The following is a 23,216-nucleotide window of genomic DNA, read 5'->3' as shown; positions in this document are numbered from 1 at the left end:
ACTTGTATAAAGTGTAATCCGGCGTACAGCCAAAAAGGCAGTATAGAGCTAGCCAAGCTCCATACTACCTTTTTCTACTCAGTCTGTGCCTCCTCACCCTCGATTGGATACAAGTCATCCAGACTGCTCATTTCCTTGCTTCCAAGTATCGTCTCTATTCCATCCGAGATGTACCCTTACTGGGACTGGCCCGAATGCGTTGAGATTTTACAAAAGAAGGCCAGACAGTCAGTTGATCCCCATCAGATCCGTAACCAATGATAGAATCAGCAGGAGACCAACCACACTGCCGGCAAGCAGGGCCCGGCCTCTGCCTGCCTTATGGAAAACAGCCGCTGATTCACTGCGCTTAACAGCAGACCGGAAGTACAGAACGGCGCCAGCCAGCACCAGCAGCGTTTCAACACTTATACTGATTATTGGCCAATTCCACAGACCCAGCCCCATCAAAGACAGTTCTCCACTATTACCAGGCAGTAGTGGAATATCAGGCCGATGAACAAGCAGATCGAGCAGCCAATGGCTGAACACTGTGCCGGCGATCACAAGACCACTGCTCCTCCCCCACTGCCGCCAGGATAACAATCCAGCCAAGAAGCTTAGCAGCAGGGCACTTGCGAGAGAATGGGAGTAGCCAGCATGTATATATGCCCCTCCGTGTCCATCACGGATTGTTTCGATTGTTTCCACCCCCGTAAGAAACAAGGGCACGAACGCAATATCAAGCAGCTGTGTTCCAACCATCAGTGCCCACAGCGGCACCTGCGGCTGCTTCGCCTTGATGATGGCAGCCAGGCCAAAATGTCCCGCAAACATCCTACCTCACTCCCTTTCTGCTATGACCTGTTATTCTGGCATCCAGAATACCTCCGACAACCGACAGCAGCAGCACGAACAGAAGGAAATTCAATGTCGCCTTACCTCCTTAAAAAAACTAATTATATTAGTTTTATAATAACTAACGGTATTAGTTTTGGCAATAGTCTCTTGGTTGCACCATCGCTCTCTTCTCTTTTCTTCTTTCAGCACGCATCTAAAAAAGCCGCCACATGCCATCGCTGTTATACCAAGAATTTCCCGATCAGATTCTGCAGCTCCCCCGATTTAGCCGACAGCAGGCTCGCAGCTTGGTTCATCTCGTCCATGGAAGCCAGCTGTTCTTCCAGAGCGGCCGCAACCTGCTGTGTACCTGCCGTGGAGGCATCCGCAATTTCGGATATGACGTGCACCGATGATGCGGCCTGCTCGGTGCTGGCAGACATCTGCTCGGATGCTGCTGTTACCTCCTGAATCTGCCGCACCACCCCGTCAATGGAGCAGCGGATCTGTTCGAAGGAGGCACCAGCCGCATTTACCGCGTGGATCCCTTCATCTACTTCCTTCGTGCCCGCTTCCATTAGGCTAACCGTCTGCACGGTCTCCTGCCGGATGGCATATACCAGCTCCGCGATCTGTCCGGCCGATTCCTTGGACTGTTCCGCAAGCTCGCGCACCTCATGCGCCACCACAGCAAATCCCTTGCCCTGCTCCCCAACCCTTGCCGCCTCAATGGAAGCATTAAGGGCCAGCCGAAATTTGCCGTGCAGCTGCTGCCATAGCTGCCATTGGCCTCGCAATCATCCGGGCAATGATCCAGGAAATAAAGCCTCCTGCTGCGATCCCCAGCAGACTGACCAGATTGACGATATCCTGCCCGGTTCCGGAAGCGGCAACAGAATCATCTGCTGCTATCTCCCCCTCCTTCTCATTCAACTCAATCAGCTGCTCCAGCTTCTCGAGTGCCGCAATATATGGCTCCTGCATCGCTTTTACCGCTGCTCCAGCCGCTTCCATGTCCCCCTGCTTACCCGCTTCCAGCAAGGAAGGGAACACAGCCGCTACCTGCTGCCGGTAACTGTCAAACGCTGTGTACACTTCCTTCTGCTCCCCTTCACCCGCTATCGTATAGTAAGCTTCATCAAGTGCCCTCATATCCTCGATCGCTTGATTAATTGCGGTTTCCAGGTTCGTAATCTCGACTTCGTCAGCTGCCAGCGCCACCTCCAGTCCAAGCTGCTGCACCAGCATAAACTTCACTCTTGTATCTGCTAGGACTTTCATGCCCGGCAGGTAGACCGATTCAATCGTTTCCGCCTGCTGCTGCATTCTCATCATGCTTGTATTGGAGGCTGCGCCTACTGCACCAATCAGCACCAGCATAATAACGAAGCCTATTCTTAATTTCGTGCCCACCGAAAACTTAAATCCTTGCTTCTGCCCCTTCATCACTGTAACCACACCTTATGAATAGGATTATTATGTCACGCGGTCTGTACGGCCGCCCTGCTCGATATCCATACTATAAGCTGCGATTATGAAGCCTTCCTAAGTGCCGACTGAATGTTGGCTGAAAGCCGGAAAAGACCTTGACTGGTGTCTCATCCACCAACATCTGGTACACATTACCAGCGGTATGTTAAAATACGCTATGTACATTTCGGTGGAGGGAGATTATGGAGCAAATCGCGCATGAGGTGATATTGAAGACGCCTAGCCTGTTCAGCTTTACCCAGATGAAGGACGCGCTTGCCAATGCCAGCCGGGAATGCCTGTACCGGGTCGCGGATGACCGGATCTATAAGGCTATTCCTGCGGGTCAGGATATTCATGTCGTTGAAATTAGCGAGGCTGGTCCAGCACAGCTCAGAATTCGCATTTTCTCAGAAACAGCGGCCCTTCCCGAACCCGAAACCCAGTCAGAGATCGTCCGCTATGTCACCGAATGGTTTGACCTGGATACCGATCTGGCACCCTTTTATGCCATAGCGAGCCAGGATGCTCTGCTTAAGCAAGCAATCGACACCTATAGCGGTCTGCATCTGCCCGGTATTCCAGACCTGTTCGAAGCGCTGTGCTGGGGAATAATCGGACAGCAGATTAATCTCACCTATGCCCACACCTTGAAGCGGCGCATCGTAGAACAGTATGGCCGGTCAGCCGCTGCTGGCGGCGAGCTGTATTGGGCCTTTCCAACACCGGAGACAATTGCCGCTCTAAGCGTTCCTGAATTGAAAGAATTGGGGATATCCGGAAGGAAAGCCGAATATCTGATTGATACCGCCCGAATGCTGGCAGAGGGCAGACTGTCGAAGAAACTGCTGCAGGAAGCCGGGGACCTTAAGAAGGCCGAGGCCATACTGGTCAGCATTCGCGGAATCGGCCCGTGGACAGCCAACTACGTGCTAATGCGCTGCCTGAAGCTGCCGTCGGCTTTTCCCGCAGATGATGTTGGTCTTCACAATGCTATCAAGCTGCTGACCGGGATGGACCGCAAGCCGACCCGGCAGGAGGTTCTCAAGCTCGCCGAGCCGTGGAAGGGCTGGGAATCCTACGCTACCCTTTACCTGTGGCGTATCCTCTACTAAGCAGCAGATAGAGACCGTCCCTTCCTTAGGTCCTTGTTAATCCCGCAGAAATAGCAGAAGCCCCCTTGAACTACAAGGAGGGCTTCTCGCTGACTATTTAACAAAGGTATTCTTCACACGCTTGGACACCAGGAAGTACGGGATCCAGATGGCGCACATAATGACCTCACGGACAATTTCCCTGACCTGGCTCCCATCGATCATCATTTCCTTCAGTACAGGAATCTGAAGCAGCAGCACATAGTCCAAGATAAGACCGGCCAGACTCACGATGTACAGAGCGACCATCAGCTTGGGTACAATCTTCTTCCGCATGTAGAACAGAATAATGGTCACGATTATTGCTGCCAGCAGGCCAAGATTCCACACTAACTCGATAATAAGGGTCGGACCTATAAGAGGGTGATCCAGAGATGAGCCCTCGGTATTTATGAGCTCCCACAGCTCAGGATCCAATACGCCCGGAACATCATTTAGGACAAACAGGACCATCGTAATCAACGTGATGACAAAACCGATCTGCGGCAGAATAAGCCACCCGCCAAAGCCTGATACCTGCTGCGGCTCCCCCGGCCAAGTCGGTTTACCTCCCGTGCTGTCCTTCTCCAGCTGCGTTTCATTCATTTCCATCTTCCTGCACATCCTTCTTGGATAAATATGGCCTTCTTCCGCTATTTAATGGGAAGGAGGATAACATATCCATTATCGGCAACGGCAGGCTGGTAATGAATACCTGAAGCTATACCCATATTGGCGGTTCCGTGCAGCCAAACCCGTTCATGAGCAGCTTCTCTTGCGGACACCTCCTAATTATCTAACCCTTGATCGAGCCGATCATGACCCCCTTGTCAAAATACTTCTGGATAAACGGGTACAGCACCAGAATCGGCAGGGTGGATACGATAATGACGCCGTACTTGATCTGGTCTGCATAACGCTGAGCGTAACCACCCGCGTCACCTCCTGTTCCAGCCCCGCTCGAGAATACCTGATTAGACAGCAGGATATCCCGCAGTATAATCTGCAGCGGCTGCAGGTTATTGTCCCGTATATAGATCAGGGCGGTGAAAAAGTCATTCCAGTGCCCCACCAGGTAATACAGACCAATGACAGCTACAAGCGCCCGGGACAGCGGAATAGCCACCTGGAAGAAGAACCTGAAATGCGAGCAGCCGTCTATCGCCGCCGCTTCGTACAGCTCACGCGGCAGCGAGGTTTCGAAGAACGTCCGGGCAATAATGAGGAAGAATACATTCACCGAGAATGGCAGAATGAATACCCAGAAGGTATTGGTCAGATGCAGATCCTTCATCAGCAGGTAAGTGGGAATCAGTCCGCCGTTGAAGAACATCGTCACCACGAACGCGAGCATAATGAAGCGCCGGGCTCTAAACTCGCGTCTTGACAGCACATAGGCTGCCGGGAGTGTGAAGAGCAGGTTAACTAACGTACCAAACACCGTATAGAACAGCGTATTCCGGTAGCCGGTCCAGATGCGCTCATCCTGGAAAATCTCCTTGTAGCCGAACAAGCTGAACCCCTTGGGGAACAGATATACCTTGCCCGTTGACACCAAGGTGGAATCACTCACAGACGCTATAATAATGAAATAAAGCGGATAAGCGATTACCAGGAATATCAATGAACAGACAGCGAACAGCACCACTTGAAACAGCAGTTCCCTGCCTCTTGCCGCCTTCATTCCCACAGATAAATCCTCCCTTCCTCCGCGCGCTATCAGAACAGGCTGTTATCTGACACCCTGCGCGATATCGCATTCATTGCAAACAGGAACACAAAGTTGATCAGTGTATTGAACAGCCCGATTGCCGAAGCATAGCTGAATTGGTTCGATATGATACCGATCTTGTACACATAGGTTGCAATAACCTCCGATACCGGCAGGTTCAATGAATTTTGCATCAGGAAAATCTTCTCGAAGCCTGTGCTCAGAATGCTGCCCATGCTCAGAATGAACAGAATAACGATCGTCGGAACAAGCGCCGGAAAATCAACATACCGGATAGTCTGCCATCTGCTGGCGCCATCCATCTTGGCCGCATCATACAGCTGCGGATCAATGGTCGAAAGCGCCGCCAGATAGATGATGCTGTTCCAGCCGCAGTGCTGCCAGATGTCGGATAAGACATATACCGGAATGAACGTGGAGGTTGAGGCCAGCAGGTTGATATCGCCAAGCCCGACCGACTTCATGATCAGCCCAACTACCCCTGTCTCGGGCGACAGCAGCACATGCAGCATGCCCACCATGACGATAATGGATATAAAATGCGGCAGGTATACGGTCGTCTGCATGACCTGCTTCATCCTCTTGCGGCGAATCTGATTGATAACCAGGGCTAGAATAATTGGTGCAGGGAACCCGACTATGATTGTCGTGAAGCTGATCAGAAAGGTGTTGCGCATCAGGTCAGTGAACAGGTAGCTGTCGATAAACTGCCTAAAGTAATACAGCCCCTGCCACTCTCCGCCCGTCAGACCTTTGCTGAAATCATAATCGCGGAATGCGAGCTGAATGCCGTACATGGGAATATAGTTGAAAATAAAGATCACGATCAGCGCCGGCAGTATCATGATCCAGAGCTGATAATCACGCCGCAGCGTGCTGAATCTGTGCATTGCCTCTCCCCCTTCTCTGCATGGGAAGCTGCTGTGCCGCACCGCCTGCGGCGCAAGACACAGCAGCCTGACTCAGGGCCCCGTTAGTTAATTGCCAGCCTTGTACGCATCGTAGTACTTCTGCATGATTTCGATATTCTTGGCAAGCCCCGCTCTCTCGCTCTCCTTCACATAAGCATCCCACTCGGCCTCCACGCCGCCTTCTGTCACCCACTTGGCGAATTTCGTCTCGGCCAGATTCATCACGTTCGTAGTGTTCAGGCTCATCGTGTTGTTATCCGCAGTGGAATACTTCATAAACATGCTCGGCAGCACATCCTGCTCCACATCAATCTGGAGCGCTTCAGCCAGTGCCTCGGATTGGCCGAGCACCTCCTGCATATCCTTGCCCAAGGTCAGCTCGAGGTTATCGGAAATATAGAACGCTCCGTTGTCAGCCATCGTCGAGGTCCACTTCCACGTGCCAGGGTCCATCTTCGGGTCGGCAGGTGGAAGCACGGCATAGGTGCCATCTCCGTTGTCCTTGATGTTGGTTCCAAGCGAACCAAACAGCACCTGCATGCCTACTTCGGGCTTATACAGCTCATTAATGAAGCGCATGACCGCTTCCTTATTCTTGCTCCTGGCCGATACGACGAGATGATTGACCCCATAATTAAGTGAATTGTAATCGTAGCTCCAGGATAACGCCCCGGTATAGTCATCAGTTACCTTAAGCGGAGACATGGACGTATACTGCGGCGCCAGCTGCTCACCGAACCGGTCTGAAGCTACCCATCCCCAGGTAAAGCCAACCTTAGCCACATCCCCTTCGCCGCGGGCGGTGGACTGGAACTTCGTATAGTCGTGTGTGAATACTTCCTTGTTCACCAGCCCTGCCTTATAGAGCTTGTGCAGGAAGCTGACCATCGTCTTGTAACGCTCATCGGTCAGATAATTTTTCACAACACCGTCTTCCACAAAATAGCCCTGTCCGCTGCCGTCTGTCAGCGTGATGCCCATGCTGCCGAGCAGGACAGCCGGGTTAAAGTAACCCCCGATGCCGCCCGGCCAATCCATCGGAATTTCATCGCCCGGATTGCCATTGCCGTTGGCATCCTCGTTCTTGAAGGCAACGAGCACCTCGTAGAGCTCATCCCATGTCGTCGGCATCTCCAGCCCAAGATTGGCAAGCCATTCGTGATTGATGAACTGCCTTGTGCCTGTTGAAGGCCAGTACCGCTGGTATTTAGGCAGGCCGTATATTTTGCCGTCCGGCTGGGTGGCGATCGTCTTCGTCTCCGGCTTCGCCTCAAACATGGCCTGCACGTTCGGCGCCTGTTCAAGCAGCTCTGACAGATCCAGGAACAATCCCTGGAACTGGGCGAGATCGGCATCTGTAACGACGTTGGGGCCGATGAAGATATCCGGTATGTCACCGCTTGCCAGCATCGTCCCCTTCTTCTGATCCCAATCTGCCGTAATTTCCTGCCATTCAATATCCACACCTGCCGCTTCCTCTACCTGCTGCAGCCATTCCATCTCGGCCAGCGGCTTCGTGAGCGGATGCTTCGTGATCAGCCCCGTCAGCTTGACTGTCTTCCCAGCTCCATCCGAACCCTCTGTCTCCCCGCTTCCTTGGTTCCCCGAATTGCTGCATCCCGCCATAACCGTTGTGAAGACCAGGACAGTAAGCAGCCACACCATAGACACCCTCCGCACATTATGACCCCCTATAATTGTTGGTAGGCAGCAGATTGCTGCCGCGGCCCGGCAGGTTATGACCGGTCGTGAATACACTGTAATCTGCTCCAGCCGCAGCCGTATACAGGCAGTAATTGAGCGGTTATCAATAATTGAAGGCGCTTAACCATCCTGCTTGGTAAGCGGTTTCAACTCAAGTTTCACAAGGGTTTCAATTATTGTGCATCTTCAACAATTGCCGCTTGCCAAACCGTATAAGGACGCCGCGGCAGCGACTGTTACCCCCGCGTCCCGGCTCTTTTACAGCTCGTGCCTATGGGTCTCCCGGTATTGTCCGGGCGTAGTGCCCGTTATCTTCTTAAAGGTGCGGATATAACTCGCCGGGTTGGAGAAGCCCGTCTGCTGGGCGATTGATTCCACTGTATCAGTGCCTGACCTCAGCAGCTGTATGGAGCGCTGTACACGAAGCCGGTCCAGATACTCCTTATAATTCTGACCAACGGTCTTCTTGAAGAAGTGGCTGAAGTTCGAGGGCGACATACCGAAATAATCAGCCGCTATCTGCAGGGATAACCCCGGGTCTGCCGCCTTCTCTTCCAGATAGGTAACGAGGTCTTCCCGTGTTATTATGCCGGGCTCTTGTACAGGCAGCGTGCTGCGGATAATGGCGCACAGCTTCCCGCTGCTCTCCCGGAGAATGCCGGCCATCTCATCGGTCGTATAGCGGTGGCGGTAAACGGCATCGGACAAGCGCAGCAGCCGGACATCATCATGCCGGAACCGCTGTAATCCGTTGAAGATCACACTAATGGTGTGGAGGAATACACTGCGGACCAGATAAGGGGGTATCGCTCGTCCGCTTATATAGTCCACAATCCGTTCCGTGAAGCATTCTATCAAGCCCTTATCATTCTTGAGAATGGCCAGCTCGAGCGACTGCAGCAGCTCGGCAAAATAGGTTACTGCACCGGTCTGCGCGACTTCAAGCTCATGGAATGCCAGCACTTGGCACTGTTTCCCGATCCGCAGCAGCTCGGTTGTCCGGACAGCCTGGAGATAAGACAGATGAACCCCCTCTATAGAACCCGCTTGTGCGGTTGATCCCATCCCGATCCATACCGGTATTCCCATTCGTCCCTCCAGCTGCCTGCCAATTCGCTCAAGAAGCGGCTTCAGCTCCACCTCAGCATGGTGGCACATCACCAGCACCATCTCCTGGCTGTAGATCCCGCGGAAGAAGAAGCCCTGAATGCCCTCCGGCAGTTCCTCCTCCTGCAGACGGCATAACGCTGCAATTCGTCCAAGCCCTTCCTCGCCGGTTTCACAGGAGAATACCGCTACTGTAATGAAGCGGTGACTGAATATAATCTCACAGGCGGACGCAGCACTGCAGAAGGTATCCCAGTCGGCATAATGACCGCTAGTAAGCTCATACAGTACATTTTCCCGCATGATCGGGAGAGTCCGCTTGACCCGCTCATCAAGCTTACTGTTCGTGATGGAGAGCTCATCCAGCGCATAGCGGATGGTTTCAATCTCGCTCATCGGCCTGGCGTCCGAATTCGCTGGTTCGAATAAGTGAAGTGCCAGATCAACCAGCCGCTTGATCGGATGATAATTCTTGCGAATGGAGATATAGATCACTACCATCTCCAGCAGCAGGATGAGTCCCAAGAGCACGAAGGTATTGCGCTGAATGATGCGGATATCCTGAACGGTCTCTGCTACAGGAAGGAGACTGAGGTACTTCCAGCCGTTGCGGTCCGATACGGTATAAGAGACAATATACGATTCGCCGCCGACGCGGTGGATATCTGAGCCTGAGCTGCTGTTCCCTAGACCGGCCACCAGCTGCCGGAAATCATCGCCGCCCATATAGGGCGTTTCCTCCGAGGCAACAAGCCGGTTATTATCCCCATCAAAGATGAAGAAGCTCCCCCGATATACCTCCGAAACCGATTTCATCAGCCTGATAATTGTCTCTTCCTTGACGAGAATCATAACCGCGCCGGGCGGGTTAGCTCCCCCAATCGGGAGCGGGAGCAGCAGTGTAAGCATTCTGGACCGGTTGCTGCCCGGCACGATAACATTTTCCACAGGACGGACTGCAGGGGCTGCAAGCTTATCAAGCTCGGCCACCATCTGTTCGGCGGGCCAGTTCTCGTAGTAATAGCCGACACCCGGACGTGAAAAATCCTCCATTTTGTAAGCGCTTCCGGTTTTCGAGAACATAAAGCCTAAATGCTTGACGTATAGAAGGGTATTATCAATAAGAGCATCCGTTGCGTTGTATTTGCGCATTTCCCTTGCAATGGTTACCCGCTGATAATCGCTCTCCCCCGCCATATACATCTTGATCTCACGGTTCTGCACCAGCTCAGCAGGCAGATTGTAGGCGTAGCGTGTGAAGATATCCATGGCATTCATAAACTGCTCGGTCACATGCGCATTCCAGTCCATTTCCTTCTCCTTCGCGCTGTCAGCCATAGACGGATAGTAGTACAGCAGAATCACCATAACCGGAAACAGCAGCACTAACAGATACGAAATAAGGGTTTGGGCCAGCAAATTCTTTCGTCTCACGCTTCCACCTTCCCTTCCCGCCGGGCCAAAACAGCTTATGCAGGCGAGCCCCGGCATTCTCTCTTTGCAGCGTATTCGCTCTCATGTACTTCCATGCCAGTTAGCAATTTCCTCTTGCTGCCCATAAGAAAAACCGCCCGGACTTGTTATTCCGTGCGGTCTCCCAATTGTTGATCGAATCATCCGACTGAATTAAGGATGCTTCCCCTTATTGCCCGGTCTCCGTTGTTACATGAAAGGTGACGCCATACTGATCAATCACAATCCCATAGGCTGGGCTCCAGAATGTCTCCTGCAGCGGCATGCTGGCGCGCCCTCCCTTTTCAAGCGCATCATAAATTGTTCTCGAAGCTTCCTTGCTGTCTGTCGTAATGCAGATCGTGACATGGTTCCCCTTCTCATGCGGTGTACCCGGGAAAGTGTCCGACAGCATCAGATTCGTCTCCCCTACCTTAAGCAGGGCATGGGAGATCCGGTCCTTCGCTCCCTCGGGAAGGGGGAATTCCGGGTTAGCCGGCATTTCACCGAACGACTGAATACCGAGCACTTCTGCTCCAAGCGCACTTACATAAAAGTCGATGGCTTCCCTTGCATTTCCGTCCATGACGAGATAGGGGTTCATTCTCAGCTTCATATCCTAACACTCCTTAAGCAGCAGATTGGATTCATCCTTCTAGTATAGACCATTCGTGACAAATCACACTTCTTAGCTGCTAATAACACCAGCTCAAGTGAATATGACAACCCCGTCCCTTCATACGTTAGTAGAAAAAAAAGGTGAGACCATGCTGAGTATAAAAAATCGTAGCGTTATCGTTATTTACACCATACGAGCGTCCTCCATCCGCAACTTCCTCCTTGTTGATTTAGCTGCCGGGACAGGGATTTATTTGGCTGTCAAAATGCTGTCCTCCAATGTATGGATTGCTTCAGTCGGAAGTATGGCGGGTACGGAAGGGCTGAAGAGGCTGGTCAAACTTTTGGCAAAATAACTTGCTGTTCGCTTAAAAAGAGGTAAAACGCAATTGACAAAGAATATTAATTGGTAATTGTTGATAAAATTGGAGGATCACGATGAAGAAATTATTCGCACTATTCCTTTTGGCCGCTCTCTCACTGTTACTGCAACAACCCTTGTATGCTGACGCTGCTGATTCGGTGGATGGTTACCGGCCACAGGTACCAATCCAGCAAGTGAACGACTCTGGGCAAGCGCTGGTCGTAGATAGAGACAGGAGCAGGGTGTCACTCTGGGATATGGAGAGCAGTACGGCCGACTGGTCGCGTAGCGTGGAGTCCATTGTCCAGACGGATGTATTGAACCCGGACAAGTTCATCATTTTGAGCCGCAGCGGCAATAGTCTGGAGAAAAGGGTACTTAATCAGCATGGTGAGACGATTGGCAGCAGCTCCTATCCGATCCGTCTCTCTGAGCAGACCTCGGCTGTACGTTGGCTTATGCCTTACAACCAGGTGCCGGAACGAATCATGACACTTGAAGATAAGGTATTCAAGGTGTATCAAGCTCCTTGGGACAAGCCAGTCATCCAAAGTGACTTCACCTCTTATCTTAAGGATCCTGGAGAGTATATAAGCGAAATCAGCTATAGCAAATACCCTTACGTAGCATTGAAAGTATCACTGGATGAGATAGGCGCCTCTACTCACAATAAGCTTGTCATCGTTAATTTGTACAAGAAGTCAGCGGTTACCATCGACCACTTTGACACCAGCTTTTCAATTAAGACAACTAATACCACAACAATCGTGCATACCTCTCACGATAATGGCCCCCATGCCGCTAATGTAGATTGGCCAGACCTGTCTAAACCTCAAGCCGTATTACAGGTTTACAGCAGTGCAACCGGCAGGCTCATCCACGATGTGAAGCAGCAATTTACGGATCACGATGGTGGAGGGTGGGAAACCTCACTGTCAGGGGATGTTATGTTACTCAAGAACAAGGATACCAGCGTATGGTCATTGTATCGAACGAATGGCATGGAAATCGCCAAAGCTGTACCCGCACCATATGCAGCGTCCTATGAGCTAGCCGGATACCAGGCGAATGCCCAGTCGGTGTTCTTGCTTGTGCAGAAACCCGAGAGCACGACCAGTATATATCAAAGGGTGGTCATTGAATCAGCGGTTGAGTAAGTGATAAGCTCGCCCGCCTTCCCTTGCTGTACAAATACTCAACAAGCCGGCACAATCGGGCCGGCTTAGTCTGTTACGCCTCCTTGCAGATGGACTGGATATGCCGGGTCAGAACGGCAACGATCTGCTCACGCTTCAGCCGCTGAGGCTCTAGCATCGCATGGAGTGCAATCCCGTCAACCAGTGCATATAGACGCTCTGTTTCCACCGCTTGGTCAAGACCTGGCAGCAGCATCCGGTTAGCATCCAAATACTCTACGACTGCACGGATACCATTCAAGACCCCGTCGCTTTGCAGGGCAAACCTGTCCCCTTTATGCCTGAGATGAATAATGAACGAAAACCATACTTCCATCTCGGTCATCGTCTGCTTGTTAAGCGGAACAATCTCGCATAAGATCTTGATCACTTTCTCTTGGGGAGGCAGGTCTAAGGCCGCTATATGCTCAACCCGTTCCTTTACTTTCTCCGTAACAAGCGTCATGGCATAGACCAGAAGTTCATCCTGCGTGGCAAAATAATGGCGAAGCGCCCCCACAGAAATCCCAGCTTCAACAGCAATATTCCTTACACTCGCCCCTTCCATGCCGTGATTGAGAATAACCCGCCAAGCCGCTTCTGCAATCTGATCCTTCTTTTCCTCGTGATTCACATTTTTAGGCATAGCAGCATTTTAGCATACCGGGTGTGCTGCCACAATTAAATAATACACTTGTATTAAAATAATCCGCATGCTAAGATGGCTTTTGTGATACAACTGTACTAAAAAGAAAGAGGTGTCTGGTTTGAGCTTCATTGCCTGGATTATCGTCGCTTGCGAGGTTGCCTTCTGGGTCGTCATTATATTGGGACTGCTCGCCCGTTATGTATTCAAGCTGGATAAGGCCGGTCTGTTCCTGCTTTACTTAACCCCCGTCATTGATCTAATTCTGCTCATCATAACAGGGGTGGATTTGTACCGCGGGGCTGCTGCTACTACCGCCCATGCCGTGGCTGCTGTCTACATTGGGGTGTCCATCGCATTTGGCAAGAGCATGATTCAATGGGCTGATGTCCGGTTTAAGCATTATGTTCTGAAAGAGGATTCCCTGCCCGCCAAGAGGTATGGAATAGACTATGCGCGCCATTACTTGAAGGGCTGGTTCCGGCATGTTCTAGCTTATCTGATCGGCGCCGGGCTGCTCGCCCTGCTGGTCTTCACCATTCAAGATCCTGCCCGAACGGAGGCTTTGGTGAACGTCTGGCGGATATGGACAGTCGTACTCGGCATCGATCTCATCATTACCATTACGTACTTCATTTGGCCGCGTCAGGCTAAGGCTTAAACGAACAAACGCAGCCAGAGCGGCTGCGTTTGCCTGTACCCTCAACTGAATCTATTCAAAGACCGAGCTTCTCAAAGCCCTTCAGTTCTTCCTGGTAGTACTTCTCCTCCGTACCAACCGGGCCGGTAAGGTCCAGATCGCGGAAATGCTCCAGGCTCAAGCTCATCAGCCACAGCCGTCTTATGCCAACAAACACGGGAACGGCCGCAATATCACACTCTTGAATGTTCCGCAATGACCGGTAGCCATCCAGAAAAGCCTGCCATCTCCGCTCTACCTCCTTGTCCTCTTCATACCTAAGCTCAAGCGTGAACCGGAATACAGCCAGCTCGTAAGCCCGCCAGCCATATCCGCAAAGGTCAAAATCAAAATGTGTTACCTCATTCTGGTCGATATGAGCGTTGGCACCGTGCAAGTCGCCGTGACATATTCCCCAGTCCAAGCCGCTGAATTCCTTCACTCTGTTCTTCAGTGTGCTGGCGATCCTCTCCACCCTGTCCAGTTCGGAAGGCCGATCCTGCATATGCTTGCGAATGAGCTTTAGCGGCTCGTCAACCAGATAATGCAGGTCTAAGTCAGGACGGCGGCTTTGGGGACGGAATTCTGAGGCACGGCTGTGAAGCTCTGCAGCTTCCCTGCCAAACCTGCAGCACATTTCCTCAGCCTCCATATCGATCGCCGTCCCCTTCGCCCATGTAAACAGCACCCCAAAACGGACCCCTTCAGGGGCCTCCAGCTCGTGAATGTCATTCTTATCCCTGGTTTCAACAGGCAGTGAAACACGAACCCCGGTCCTGTGGACATAGTTTAACAGCTCGAGCTCAAACGCTACCGTTTCATAATCATAACGCCAGCTGCTCCGGTATATCCGAAATATGTATGGCCCTCGTTCGGTTTCAATAAGATAGGTGTCATTCATGCCTCTAAGCAGATAATGGCAGCGAGTCACGGTTCCAATCGTATACTGCTCCTGGATAAAATCTTTAACAGCCTGCGTATCAAACGTGGAATATTGAACATTCAGCTTCATGAATAGAACCCCGTTCCATAATTAAAAATTTCGTATTCTACTGTCACATATCCACGGAATAGAATAATGGCAGGCGATCCTGTTCCTCACAGGCCGGCTGCCGTTCGATCTTATTTCCAGTTCCTGATTCGATCGTACTCGTCCATCGTGATGGAGAGAACCGTACCGTGCTTGAAGCGGTAAGGGAACGTGAAGCTTGCGTCCGAGCGGATAAAACGGCCCGTGGAGATGTCTTCCGCAATGAACGGGACATAACCCTGCCCCTCACCTACGACACCGAAGAAATCCAGCATCAGGCACCATCTGCCGTCACTGAGCTTGAATGCCGTAGGGGCCTCATACGCAGGATGGCCCAGCTTGGCCATTTCCTCATCAAAGGCTTCTATTCTCGTATATTCACCGGTGAGTGTATTTCCCTTCTGCAGGATGATTCCCTCCGGATTCTTCTCACTCTTCAGGAAACGGTAGAATACCCCATTCTCCTCGTAGATGGCAGAATCAATAATTCCGCTGTCATCCTTCCGGCACAGCATCTGCGGGGTTGTGAAGCTCTTGAAATCCTTGGTCCGCGTATAGTAAATGGCCTTATTCCCATAGTTATTGGAGGCATGGGACGAGGACCAATGCAGCACGTAATCCTCATTCTTCGTATCATAGATGACATCCGGCGCCCACAGACAGCCAAAATCCTCATCACCAAGCTCAATCAGCCTCTGCTCCGACCAATTCACCAGGTCATCCGACTCCCACATGGAAAGGCATTTGCTCCCCTCGCGACCGATGTTGGCCCAGTCTCCCTTGTATTTGGTGTTAAAGCAGTTGGCAAGACTCAGGTCAGTTGCAAGGATGTAGAACTTGCCCTCCTTGGTCCGCACAATCGTATGGTCTCTGACACCCTTCTCGCCTTTCTCGCTCCAGAGAACCGGCTGGCCGTCATTTACCTGCTCCCAGTTAAATCCGTCCCTGCTCAGCGCAAAATATACCTGCTCGCCATCCGGCGTCGTCTTTTCCTTAAAATGAACAAATAAATACGCTTCCATATGTATCGCTCCTTACCTGCATAATGTGTTCCCGACCTGCTTAATTAAGGGCTAAGGGGCCTAACGCAATCCGATTAACTGCTGTATGACTGATACCCGATGTTTGAAAGCACTTGTCTTAATGATACTGTGTATGCAGCTTCAGTACAACAGCTGGAGATAGACACATAGAATTGGGAAAACAGATGGTAAGCGGCTCCCTGCTCGCATTTGAGCAACTATCTTGCATCTTCCATCATTCCTATAAGCTGCATACCGCTGTATGCTGATTACATTCTTATTAATAGAATGGAGGCATAGGAATGAAAAGTATTTTAATCGCTGGAGGTTATGGATTAATCGGCCGTTCAATAGCCAGGCAGATTAGAACGGAATACAGGGATATCGAGCTTATCCTCGCTGGGCGTAACCCTGAGCGGGGGAGAGAGCTTGCAGAGCAATTGGGTAATGCCAGAACAGCCCGTCTCGATATAGACGACTTGGGAAGTCTTGATGCAATCGGGCATGTCGATCTTATCATCGCTGCCTTGAAGGATCCAACCGACTCCTTGATTAACGCCGCCTCAGCCATGCGAATAGCTCATATTGGCATCACCAAGCTGGCGGACGACATCGCTCCGGTTACCGCCTCTGCACTCCGAAACCCTCCGCATAAACCGATTGTACTGCTAGGTCATTGGCAGGCGGGAGTCATGACAGCAGCCGCTGTCAAAGCAAGCGAGTCATTCAGCAGAATTAAATCCATCAAGCTGGCCGCGCTTTATGATCCTCAAGATCCGATTGGTCCAATGACCGCTGAAGACAGCAGCGGATTCCTTGGCAGAGCTTTATTACGCGAAGAAGGAGCCTGGAAGTGGGTTGACGCTCGTCAGCACGCCAGGACAATCCGGCTTTCGGATGGAACAGATTGTACAGGTTTCCCTCTCGGCGTTCTTGACGTTCCAAGCCTTGCAGCAGCCACTCATGCCCCGGACATACGCTTTGACCTCATGCAAGGAGACTCGATAGGCACACGTGCTGGAGGCCAAGCGTCTCATGACATCTATGTCGATATCGAGGGCGTCTTGACCACGGGGGAGCCCGTACAGAGGAGAATAATCGTGACAGACCCCAAAGGTCAGGCTCATCTTACTGCGTTAGGCGTTTTTGTTGCTGTAGAAGGTGTGCTTGGGCTGGGGCAGCCTCCTGCTGCTGGCGGTATACAGCTTCCGGAACTCCTTGTTTCGGCGGACACGGCAATGACACGCTTCCAACAGTCCGGAGTCCAGATAACTACGGCTATAGAAGAACAGCTCGACTAAAGCACTCATTACAAAAAGACCGATATGGAGGCTGTATCCACATCGGTCTCATAACAGTCTTATCTTATTTGGCAAAGCTGTGGTGGCCAATCGTCACAATAACATCCATGCTGGACCAGAAGGAGCCCTTGGAAATCTTAGGATTAAAGAAATATACCGCGTTCTTGACGTTGTTCTTCCCGTTGAGAGCATCCTTCGCTGCTCGCAGCGCTGTAGCATGCGGCTTACTCTTGTCTAGCAATCCATTATGGGCTGGCGGAAACTGCCTGCCCGAATAAATTACATCGCGGATGGTATTCGGGAATCTTGTATCCTTCACCCGGTTCAAGATTACATTGGCTATAGCCAGCTGGCCTTCATAGCTCTCATAGCCTGCTTCCACCATCGTAATCTTCGCCAGCAGGTTAAGCTCGGCTTCTGTGTATGGATCAGCAGGATTATCGAAGAAGGAAGGAACGATTACCTTAAGCTTGGTCCCCGGCTTAATTGTGGACTTGCTATTGAGACCGTTTCGTTCCAGCAGCTCAGACTTGCCAATACCGGCTTCCTTACTAATCTCATTAAGACCATATTTATCGGTTATAACAGCACGCTCCACCTGATTCAACTCAATCAGATTTCCCTCCGACTTCACTGTCATATCCGCATGCAAGAGTTCTGCAAGATGGATAAGAGGCATATAGAGCCTGCCGTCCTTGAAGACTGGAAGCGTATCCATCACATAACGTACCTCGTTAAAATACACGACTGGAACTCCATTTCCCAGTACTGCCTTATCGTTAAATGCCGTATGTATGGTGGTCTCTTCTTCGTCTTTATCCCAGCTAGACGTCGCACCAAGCTTCTCAGCTATTTGTGCCACTGGTACATATAATCTTCCTTGGGATACGAAGGCAGGATCTGCCAACTTAACCGTATCGCCATCGACTTTAATCGTTACAATATCAGCTGCAGCAGCGGTATCCGCCGCCAACAGGGAGAACGGTCCGATGCAGGCAAGCAGCAGCCCCATCATAATTATGCCGGTAATAGACCTGCAGCCCGGCTTGCTTACTCTGTTCATAAATTACCTCCCAGTTCAGCAAGTGGTTCTAAATAACTAACTTCTGGTTTACCGGCTCATTATAACATGGTCAATTGGACCTGTAAGATTAACATTTTCACAGAAATATTAAGTACATGCTATGATTTCACCATCTTTATATAAAAAAACAGCCGTTTCGGCTGTTTTTAAAGGGATTTTTCAATTATAAGAATTTCTTAATGTTTACTGCTCCACAGCTGTGTTTGTCTCATATCTGGCAATGTGCTCTTTACTATCGTGATTACGATGACTTCGCATAATACCTTTCCAGTATCATAACCCCTTTTCGCATCCAGGTAGTTGCCGCAAACCTCGGTGGCAAGGGATTGTGCTCTAAGTTTTGAAGCATATCCAAAGCGCAGCTCCCTTAAGGCTAACAACCTTTAAGGCAACTTCTTCGTACTCTCACTTTTCCTTGGCATAATTCAACCCTAAGCGATGGGCTTGGTTTAGCAGCATCTCATGATGCTTGGGATTGGAGTCCAACGTTTCGTATATAAATTCAACCTTGGAATTGGAAACACCGCAATAATCTGCGATGCCCACATTGAGCAGATGAGTAATCATTTCATCATAGTTACGCTTTTTCATCTGTTCCTTGGAAACCCCCGCCAAACCGATCCACAAGACATGCTGATGATGGAGCTGGTTCGAACCGTACGCAAAACCGTTGTTCCATACGCGGTCAATATAACCTTTAAGCATGGCCGGCAAATGCCACCACCAAATCGGGAAAATATAAGCCAAGGCATCATGCTCTTTCATTCGCCTTATTTCCATTTCGACCTCGGGGGAAAAGGATTGTTCCGCAACTGACCAGTCAGGTTCATCTATTCCTTTTAGAACAGGGTCAAAGCCAATCCCGTGTAAATCCAATATCTCGTAGTCGTGCCCAGCCTCGGAAAGTCCTTGTACAAAACGATCGGCAACCTTAAAGGTCAGGGAATCTTTTCTCGGATGCGAAACAACACATAATACTCTCATTTCTACATCTTCACTTCCTTTCTCATCAGCGCCATGTAGTCATGATCAATGGCTGATGCTATTATAAACAGTGTTACAACAATCTGGAAGTACGCACTTTCAAGTTCTATAGGATGATACAGGTGCCATAGGAACATGGAAGTGCCCTTTATACGGAGGCATCAGCAATGACTGAAGAAAGAAATAATAGCGTTCAAAAGAAGTATAGAGTTGGGGTGGAGGCGGCATTAGAAGTAATGGGGGGTAAATGGAAGCCTTTAATCATCTATCATTTGATGGCAGGCCGGAAACGAACGTCTGAGCTTCGACGGTTAATGCCCGACATTACGCAAAAAATGCTGACCACGCAACTAAGAGGTCTAGAAAAGGATGAGATTGTTGCACGAAAGGTTTACAACGAGATCCCCCCTAGAGTCGAGTATGAGTTAACTTCCTACGGCTGGGGATTAAAGCCGGCGCTAGACCTTCTATGCTATTGGGGTGAGGAACACCTGGAAAAGGTTCATGGCGACAAATCCAAGGTTTTGGAAGAGTTTTAACAACAATCCCATCTCATCATACCAGGGTGGAACTAATAACGCCGGCCGTATTAAGCTGCAGTGAGATGATCAAGAGTCAGGGTATTTCACTACCAAACGGATTAGGACCGATCAAGGATCAAATCCGCCGGACCACGAATCATGTGTATTTCTGGAGTTATTATGTTCATCCTCTCCGTGAAATCACTTGCTTCAAAAAATAGCGGGTTCGTTTCGTAAAGATGGTCCTCAAACTCAAGGCCGGTAACTTCAGTAATCGAGGTTAAAGGAACCTGATATTTTGTCAAAATATCCATTCTTGCCAAGAGACTAAGGGGTCCTGAAGCGTGGTGGAAGTCAACCCCATTTCTCCAAAAGTCATCTTGAAGTATTTTAAACGCAGCAGAATGAAGTTGTTCGTCGTTCCCAATATAAAAAGCAACTTTCCAAAAACCAGCTGGTATATGAATTCCACAGCCTAGAGGTTTTCGAAAGCCACAATACTCCCGGTCATTGTCTGTAAATATGGGCCCTGTGAAAATAGACAGCTTTTTGTTTTTACTCTTTGTTTTTTCAATAATCCACTTCTCAATTTCTCCCCATTCCGTGTGATGAAATTCCTTATGCTGGGGAGCAATATTCGCAAAGCAGAAGGAGTCACAATCAGCATCTCTTCCTTCCGCTTCTTCTCCCCAGCCTACATCATCTCTTCTAACCAGATGACCTCGATCCCACAAATCTTCATTGCCGCCTGCATAAAGCCAGTTTCCAACTTGATTCTCTTCACCAATCCGGTTATCCAGATGCCAGTCATTACATCTTCTTAGCCGTAAATCAAGATTTACATCTGTATTGTTTGCTCCGTACACAGCAAATTTCCTCGCTTTATTCATGACAATTGAAAAATGAGTAAAAGGAAACACTCTCCCTCCTTCTAAGGCTGTTTGAGCAATATCTTCCCTAAGCCGGGGAAAAGGAATGGGATGTTCCTCTCCTAAGAAATTGACATCAAAACCTTTATTTAATCCCATCCATTAACTGCCTCCTTCTTGTAATCACTAAAAAGCGTCGATACGTGATGCAGTAGTAAGTAAATAACGCATTTTTCCTACTCAGTATACCCTGCTTTAATCAACTCAGCATAAAAAAACAAAAAAACCCTTGATCATCAAGGGTTTACGGGTTCTTATGTATGGTGGAGCCTAGGGGGATCGAACCCCTGACCTCATCGCTGCCAGCGATGCGCTCTCCCAGCTGAGCTAAGGCCCCAGATTTCCCTCAATTGAAGGAAAAGGTTACTGCCGTCCATGCATGAGCTACTTAGCTAAGCAGGCCATTCAGCGTGACGACAAGATAGATAATAGCACGGTTATTCAGGCCGTGTCAACTGTTATTTTCGCCGCCTGGGAAGGTATGCTTGGACAGCAAATTGTTAAGCTCCTTCATGAACATATTGATGTCCTTGAACTGGCGGTACACGCTTGCAAACCGCACATACGCCACCTCATCCACAGGGTACAGCTGTTCCATGACGATCTCGCCGATATCGCGGCTCTCCACCTCGGCTTGGGCTGTCGTGCGGAGTTCTTTCTCAACTTCGGACACAATAACCTCAAGCTGTTCGATGGACACGGGACGCTTCTCGCAAGCCCGGATCAGTCCGCGAAGAATCTTATCCCGGCTGAATTCTTCCCGGCTTCCATCCTTCTTAATAATGATCAGGGGCGTCTCCTCAACCATCTCGAAGGTCGTGAACCGTCTGCTGCATTGTTCGCATTCGCGTCTTCTTCTTATTGACTTGTTCTCGTTAGCCGGTCTTGAATCAAGAACCTTCGTGCCGGCGTAATCACAGTAGGGGCATTTCATGGTTTTACAGAGCCTCCATCTTGGTATCCGGTAAGGTTTTGCGGGCACTTGGAAACAATTGCCCATAAATTCGTGTAATGAGATTCGGAATTACGCACATAATACAGTTACCAACCGCAAGGAGGTGAAACGCAATGGCATCTAACCGTAACAGCAACCAGTTGGTAGTACCGCAAGCTACAGCTGCTCTGGACCAAATGAAATTTGAGGTCGCTCAAGAGCTGGGTATTTCGATCCCGCAGGACGGTTACTACGGTAACATGGCTACACGTGATGCAGGTTCCCTCGGGGGTTACATCACTCGTAAGCTGGTCCAAATCGCCGAGCAATCGCTGGCAGGTCAATTTAAATAATTCAGGCTTAATACAGGAAAGCTTCGGCGCATGCCGTCCCGCACGGACGGCTGCGCTGAGGCTTTTTCTATACTGCCAAGCAGCTACATCACGGGATAAAGCTCCTTGTACTTATTATAGTAATAAATAACCTTCTGTACATAGTGTCTTGTTTCGCCAAAAGGGATCTGGCTGCTGGATTCGCGGGTTCCATCCCATATCCCGTCACGCAGCCAGCTTCGCACATTGCCGGGTCCTGCATTATAAGCTGCAACAACCGCTATAGGATTGTTCTCAAACTGTTCATGGAGAGAGTGCAGGTACCAGGTTCCCAGTTCAATTCCGACATCTGCCCTGTCGCGCAGCTCTTCCATTGAAACCTCTGTGAACTCTGCCTTCTCTACAATCCATTTGGCGGTATCCGGCATGATCTGCATAATGCCAAGCGCACCCTTCTTCGATTCCTTGCCTGTCTTATAATTGGATTCTGCTCGTATGATTGCCGCAACCAGGTAAGGGTCAACGCCATAATTTTCAGCACTGGCAGTAATGTCGCTCTTATAATAAATCGGGTAGAGCATTCTTCCCATCCAGCTTGAGTTAACGAACAGCAGAACCAGCAGGCCAATGAAGAGGATCAGCATGACACGCTTCTTCAGGAGCCAGCTCATCGCAGCCCCCATTTCGTCCAGAGCGCATCGACCTGCTGCTCGGTTTGGTCCAGTGTTCCGCTATTGTCAATAACCCAGTCTGCAAGCTCCCTCTTCCTGTCAATGTCCATCTGTGAATCTATACGCTGCTTCGCCTGCTCTTCCGACAAATCCGGATTCCGATCCTGCAGGCGCTTCAGCTGCAGCTCTCTCGGTATATAGACGACGAGAATACCGTCGTACAGATCCTGCTGTCCGGTCTCATACAGCAAGGGAATATCCGCTGCGATTAATCTCCCGGGGTCCTCCTGCTCCGCTGCGTTAATAACGGCCCACATCCGTTCCCGGATAGCAGGATGCAGGATCCCTTCAAGCTGTCGCAGCTTGTCCTTGTCCGCAAAGACAATTCCCCCTAACTTGGCCCTGTTCAACGTCCCATCCGGATTTATGACGGCTTGTCCAAACACAGCGGTCACCCTTGAGAGCGCAGGCTCACCAGGGAGAACGATCTCCCTGGCGACCTGGTCCGCATCGACAAGCATAGCGCCCCGCTGCCTCAGCATGGCCGCAACCGTGCTTTTGCCGCAGGCGATTCCGCCGGTCAACCCGATCTTCATTG

General features: G+C 50.4%; 25 protein-coding genes, 1 tRNA gene and 1 pseudogene. 8 read left to right on the top strand and 19 right to left on the bottom strand.

Annotated elements, in window-relative coordinates:
• Positions 1-228: 228 nt before the first annotated feature.
• The 3 genes from DNH61_RS10460 to DNH61_RS10450 all read right to left on the bottom strand — a co-directional run bounded on the left by DNH61_RS10460 (position 229) and on the right by DNH61_RS10450 (position 2,232).
• Entirely contained in the window at positions 229-816 is a 588-nt protein-coding gene (locus DNH61_RS10460) for a metal-dependent hydrolase (RefSeq protein ID WP_111146609.1), read from the bottom strand.
• 245 nt (positions 817-1,061) lie between these two features.
• Positions 1,062-1,616, bottom strand: coding sequence for a methyl-accepting chemotaxis protein (locus DNH61_RS10455; protein WP_111146608.1), 555 nt, complete (start codon positions 1,614-1,616; stop codon positions 1,062-1,064).
• Positions 1,558-2,232, bottom strand: coding sequence for an MCP four helix bundle domain-containing protein (locus DNH61_RS10450; RefSeq protein ID WP_181438647.1), 675 nt, complete (start codon positions 2,230-2,232; stop codon positions 1,558-1,560). Before DNH61_RS10450 ends, DNH61_RS10455 begins: the two co-directional genes overlap by 59 nt.
• Before the next feature lie 251 nt (positions 2,233-2,483).
• Between DNH61_RS10450 and DNH61_RS26975 the strand changes: the two are divergent.
• Together DNH61_RS26975 and DNH61_RS26970 are read left to right on the top strand one after the other, a co-directional pair.
• Positions 2,484-2,879: pseudogene (locus tag DNH61_RS26975) on the top strand (DNA glycosylase); the annotation flags it as partial.
• Positions 2,853-3,404, top strand: a complete 552-nt coding sequence (locus DNH61_RS26970) for a DNA-3-methyladenine glycosylase family protein (protein ID WP_281272377.1) — start codon at positions 2,853-2,855, stop codon at positions 3,402-3,404. The pseudogene DNH61_RS26975 and the gene DNH61_RS26970, both read left to right, overlap by 27 nt.
• A 93-nt stretch (positions 3,405-3,497) precedes the next feature.
• Here DNH61_RS26970 and DNH61_RS10440 read toward each other — a convergent pair whose 3' ends face one another.
• From DNH61_RS10440 to DNH61_RS10415, 6 genes are all read right to left on the bottom strand, one after another.
• Positions 3,498-4,034, bottom strand: coding sequence for a DUF2569 domain-containing protein (locus DNH61_RS10440; RefSeq protein ID WP_181438646.1), 537 nt, complete (start codon positions 4,032-4,034; stop codon positions 3,498-3,500).
• Between the two features lie 184 nt (positions 4,035-4,218).
• Entirely contained in the window at positions 4,219-5,106 is an 888-nt protein-coding gene (locus DNH61_RS10435; protein ID WP_111146764.1) for a carbohydrate ABC transporter permease, read from the bottom strand.
• A 35-nt stretch (positions 5,107-5,141) separates the two neighbouring features.
• Positions 5,142-6,044, bottom strand: coding sequence for an ABC transporter permease (locus DNH61_RS10430; RefSeq protein WP_111146604.1), 903 nt, complete (start codon positions 6,042-6,044; stop codon positions 5,142-5,144).
• 87 nt (positions 6,045-6,131) lie between these two features.
• Positions 6,132-7,691, bottom strand: a complete 1,560-nt coding sequence (locus tag DNH61_RS10425; protein ID WP_425452235.1) for an extracellular solute-binding protein — start codon at positions 7,689-7,691, stop codon at positions 6,132-6,134.
• Between the two features lie 336 nt (positions 7,692-8,027).
• Entirely contained in the window at positions 8,028-10,310 is a 2,283-nt protein-coding gene (locus tag DNH61_RS10420; protein ID WP_245948126.1) for a helix-turn-helix domain-containing protein, read from the bottom strand.
• A 208-nt stretch (positions 10,311-10,518) separates the two neighbouring features.
• Positions 10,519-10,944 carry a VOC family protein gene (locus tag DNH61_RS10415; protein WP_111146601.1) on the bottom strand — a complete coding sequence of 142 codons (426 nt, stop codon included), beginning with the start codon at positions 10,942-10,944 and terminating at the stop codon, positions 10,519-10,521.
• Positions 10,945-11,095: 151 nt separating this feature from the next.
• On the opposite strand from DNH61_RS10415, the gene DNH61_RS10410 reads away from it, so the two are divergent.
• Both DNH61_RS10410 and DNH61_RS10405 read left to right on the top strand, forming a co-directional pair.
• Complete coding sequence (locus DNH61_RS10410; RefSeq protein ID WP_111146600.1) at positions 11,096-11,302, top strand: hypothetical protein; 207 nt, start codon at positions 11,096-11,098, stop codon at positions 11,300-11,302.
• A gap of 82 nt (positions 11,303-11,384) precedes the next feature.
• The gene (locus tag DNH61_RS10405) at positions 11,385-12,467 is read left to right on the top strand and encodes a hypothetical protein (RefSeq protein WP_111146599.1); all 1,083 of its coding nucleotides are present in this window, start codon (positions 11,385-11,387) and stop codon (positions 12,465-12,467) included.
• A gap of 73 nt (positions 12,468-12,540) precedes the next feature.
• Here DNH61_RS10405 and DNH61_RS10400 read toward each other — a convergent pair whose 3' ends face one another.
• Positions 12,541-13,131 carry a TetR/AcrR family transcriptional regulator gene (locus tag DNH61_RS10400; protein ID WP_111146598.1) on the bottom strand — a complete coding sequence of 197 codons (591 nt, stop codon included), beginning with the start codon at positions 13,129-13,131 and terminating at the stop codon, positions 12,541-12,543.
• Between the two features lie 121 nt (positions 13,132-13,252).
• On the opposite strand from DNH61_RS10400, the gene DNH61_RS10395 reads away from it, so the two are divergent.
• The gene (locus DNH61_RS10395) at positions 13,253-13,792 is read left to right on the top strand and encodes a hypothetical protein (protein WP_111146597.1); all 540 of its coding nucleotides are present in this window, start codon (positions 13,253-13,255) and stop codon (positions 13,790-13,792) included.
• Between the two features lie 55 nt (positions 13,793-13,847).
• Here the strand turns inward: DNH61_RS10395 and DNH61_RS10390 are convergent, their stop codons facing one another.
• Both DNH61_RS10390 and DNH61_RS10385 read right to left on the bottom strand, forming a co-directional pair.
• Positions 13,848-14,822: a phosphotransferase enzyme family protein gene (locus DNH61_RS10390; protein ID WP_111146596.1), complete on the bottom strand. Its 975-nt coding sequence runs from the start codon at positions 14,820-14,822 to the stop codon at positions 13,848-13,850.
• A gap of 110 nt (positions 14,823-14,932) precedes the next feature.
• Positions 14,933-15,862, bottom strand: a complete 930-nt coding sequence (locus DNH61_RS10385) for a glycoside hydrolase family 43 protein (protein WP_111146595.1) — start codon at positions 15,860-15,862, stop codon at positions 14,933-14,935.
• 302 nt (positions 15,863-16,164) lie between these two features.
• On the opposite strand from DNH61_RS10385, the gene DNH61_RS10380 reads away from it, so the two are divergent.
• The gene (locus DNH61_RS10380) at positions 16,165-17,163 is read left to right on the top strand and encodes a hypothetical protein (protein WP_111146594.1); all 999 of its coding nucleotides are present in this window, start codon (positions 16,165-16,167) and stop codon (positions 17,161-17,163) included.
• 64 nt (positions 17,164-17,227) lie between these two features.
• Here DNH61_RS10380 and DNH61_RS10375 read toward each other — a convergent pair whose 3' ends face one another.
• On the bottom strand, positions 17,228-18,226 hold the full coding sequence (locus tag DNH61_RS10375) for a cell wall hydrolase (protein ID WP_245948124.1): 999 nt from the start codon (positions 18,224-18,226) through the stop codon (positions 17,228-17,230).
• A gap of 426 nt (positions 18,227-18,652) precedes the next feature.
• Entirely contained in the window at positions 18,653-19,231 is a 579-nt protein-coding gene (locus tag DNH61_RS10370) for an NAD(P)H oxidoreductase (protein WP_111146593.1), read from the bottom strand.
• A 167-nt stretch (positions 19,232-19,398) separates the two neighbouring features.
• Here DNH61_RS10370 and DNH61_RS10365 point away from each other — a divergent pair, with 167 nt between their 5' ends.
• A complete protein-coding gene (locus DNH61_RS10365; protein ID WP_111146592.1) occupies positions 19,399-19,770 on the top strand; it encodes a winged helix-turn-helix transcriptional regulator in 372 nt (123 codons plus the stop codon).
• A gap of 101 nt (positions 19,771-19,871) precedes the next feature.
• On the opposite strand, the gene DNH61_RS10360 is transcribed toward DNH61_RS10365, so the two are convergent.
• The 3 genes from DNH61_RS10360 to nrdR all read right to left on the bottom strand — a co-directional run bounded on the left by DNH61_RS10360 (position 19,872) and on the right by nrdR (position 21,615).
• On the bottom strand, positions 19,872-20,780 hold the full coding sequence (locus tag DNH61_RS10360; RefSeq protein WP_111146591.1) for a DNA/RNA non-specific endonuclease: 909 nt from the start codon (positions 20,778-20,780) through the stop codon (positions 19,872-19,874).
• Positions 20,781-20,942: 162 nt separating this feature from the next.
• A tRNA-Ala gene (locus DNH61_RS10355) sits at positions 20,943-21,018 on the bottom strand.
• 114 nt (positions 21,019-21,132) lie between these two features.
• The gene (nrdR, locus tag DNH61_RS10350; protein WP_111146590.1) at positions 21,133-21,615 is read right to left on the bottom strand and encodes a transcriptional regulator NrdR; all 483 of its coding nucleotides are present in this window, start codon (positions 21,613-21,615) and stop codon (positions 21,133-21,135) included.
• A gap of 134 nt (positions 21,616-21,749) precedes the next feature.
• On the opposite strand from nrdR, the gene DNH61_RS10345 reads away from it, so the two are divergent.
• Positions 21,750-21,968 carry an alpha/beta-type small acid-soluble spore protein gene (locus tag DNH61_RS10345; protein ID WP_111146589.1) on the top strand — a complete coding sequence of 73 codons (219 nt, stop codon included), beginning with the start codon at positions 21,750-21,752 and terminating at the stop codon, positions 21,966-21,968.
• 83 nt (positions 21,969-22,051) lie between these two features.
• Here the strand turns inward: DNH61_RS10345 and DNH61_RS10340 are convergent, their stop codons facing one another.
• Both DNH61_RS10340 and coaE read right to left on the bottom strand, forming a co-directional pair.
• Complete coding sequence (locus DNH61_RS10340; protein WP_111146588.1) at positions 22,052-22,618, bottom strand: lytic transglycosylase domain-containing protein; 567 nt, start codon at positions 22,616-22,618, stop codon at positions 22,052-22,054.
• The gene (gene coaE, locus DNH61_RS10335; RefSeq protein WP_111146587.1) at positions 22,615-23,214 is read right to left on the bottom strand and encodes a dephospho-CoA kinase; all 600 of its coding nucleotides are present in this window, start codon (positions 23,212-23,214) and stop codon (positions 22,615-22,617) included. Before coaE ends, DNH61_RS10340 begins: the two co-directional genes overlap by 4 nt.
• Positions 23,215-23,216 lie beyond the last annotated feature (2 nt).

It is taken from the genome of Paenibacillus sambharensis, from assembly GCF_003233845.1.
Lineage (GTDB): Bacteria > Bacillota > Bacilli > Paenibacillales > Paenibacillaceae > Paenibacillus_I > Paenibacillus_I sambharensis.
This window is presented reverse-complemented; position numbering and strand designations above follow the sequence as displayed.

Coding starts and splice junctions, on each gene's coding strand:
- DNH61_RS10460 (WP_111146609.1), bottom strand. CDS start 816: ATGTTTGCGGGACATTTTGGCCTGGCTGCCATCATCAAGGCGAAGCAG.
- DNH61_RS10440 (WP_181438646.1), bottom strand. CDS start 4,034: ATGGAAATGAATGAAACGCAGCTGGAGAAGGACAGCACGGGAGGTAAA.
- DNH61_RS10435 (WP_111146764.1), bottom strand. CDS start 5,106: ATGAAGGCGGCAAGAGGCAGGGAACTGCTGTTTCAAGTGGTGCTGTTC.
- DNH61_RS10430 (WP_111146604.1), bottom strand. CDS start 6,044: ATGCACAGATTCAGCACGCTGCGGCGTGATTATCAGCTCTGGATCATG.
- DNH61_RS10425 (WP_425452235.1), bottom strand. CDS start 7,691: ATGGCGGGATGCAGCAATTCGGGGAACCAAGGAAGCGGGGAGACAGAG.
- DNH61_RS10415 (WP_111146601.1), bottom strand. CDS start 10,944: ATGAAGCTGAGAATGAACCCCTATCTCGTCATGGACGGAAATGCAAGG.
- DNH61_RS10410 (WP_111146600.1), top strand. CDS start 11,096: ATGCTGAGTATAAAAAATCGTAGCGTTATCGTTATTTACACCATACGA.
- DNH61_RS10405 (WP_111146599.1), top strand. CDS start 11,385: ATGAAGAAATTATTCGCACTATTCCTTTTGGCCGCTCTCTCACTGTTA.
- DNH61_RS10400 (WP_111146598.1), bottom strand. CDS start 13,131: ATGCCTAAAAATGTGAATCACGAGGAAAAGAAGGATCAGATTGCAGAA.
- DNH61_RS10390 (WP_111146596.1), bottom strand. CDS start 14,822: ATGAAGCTGAATGTTCAATATTCCACGTTTGATACGCAGGCTGTTAAA.
- DNH61_RS10385 (WP_111146595.1), bottom strand. CDS start 15,862: ATGGAAGCGTATTTATTTGTTCATTTTAAGGAAAAGACGACGCCGGAT.
- DNH61_RS10380 (WP_111146594.1), top strand. CDS start 16,165: ATGAAAAGTATTTTAATCGCTGGAGGTTATGGATTAATCGGCCGTTCA.
- DNH61_RS10375 (WP_245948124.1), bottom strand. CDS start 18,226: ATGAACAGAGTAAGCAAGCCGGGCTGCAGGTCTATTACCGGCATAATT.
- DNH61_RS10370 (WP_111146593.1), bottom strand. CDS start 19,231: ATGAGAGTATTATGTGTTGTTTCGCATCCGAGAAAAGATTCCCTGACC.
- DNH61_RS10365 (WP_111146592.1), top strand. CDS start 19,399: ATGACTGAAGAAAGAAATAATAGCGTTCAAAAGAAGTATAGAGTTGGG.
- DNH61_RS10360 (WP_111146591.1), bottom strand. CDS start 20,780: ATGGGATTAAATAAAGGTTTTGATGTCAATTTCTTAGGAGAGGAACAT.
- nrdR (WP_111146590.1), bottom strand. CDS start 21,615: ATGAAATGCCCCTACTGTGATTACGCCGGCACGAAGGTTCTTGATTCA.
- DNH61_RS10345 (WP_111146589.1), top strand. CDS start 21,750: ATGGCATCTAACCGTAACAGCAACCAGTTGGTAGTACCGCAAGCTACA.
- DNH61_RS10340 (WP_111146588.1), bottom strand. CDS start 22,618: ATGAGCTGGCTCCTGAAGAAGCGTGTCATGCTGATCCTCTTCATTGGC.
- coaE (WP_111146587.1), bottom strand. CDS start 23,214: ATGAAGATCGGGTTGACCGGCGGAATCGCCTGCGGCAAAAGCACGGTT.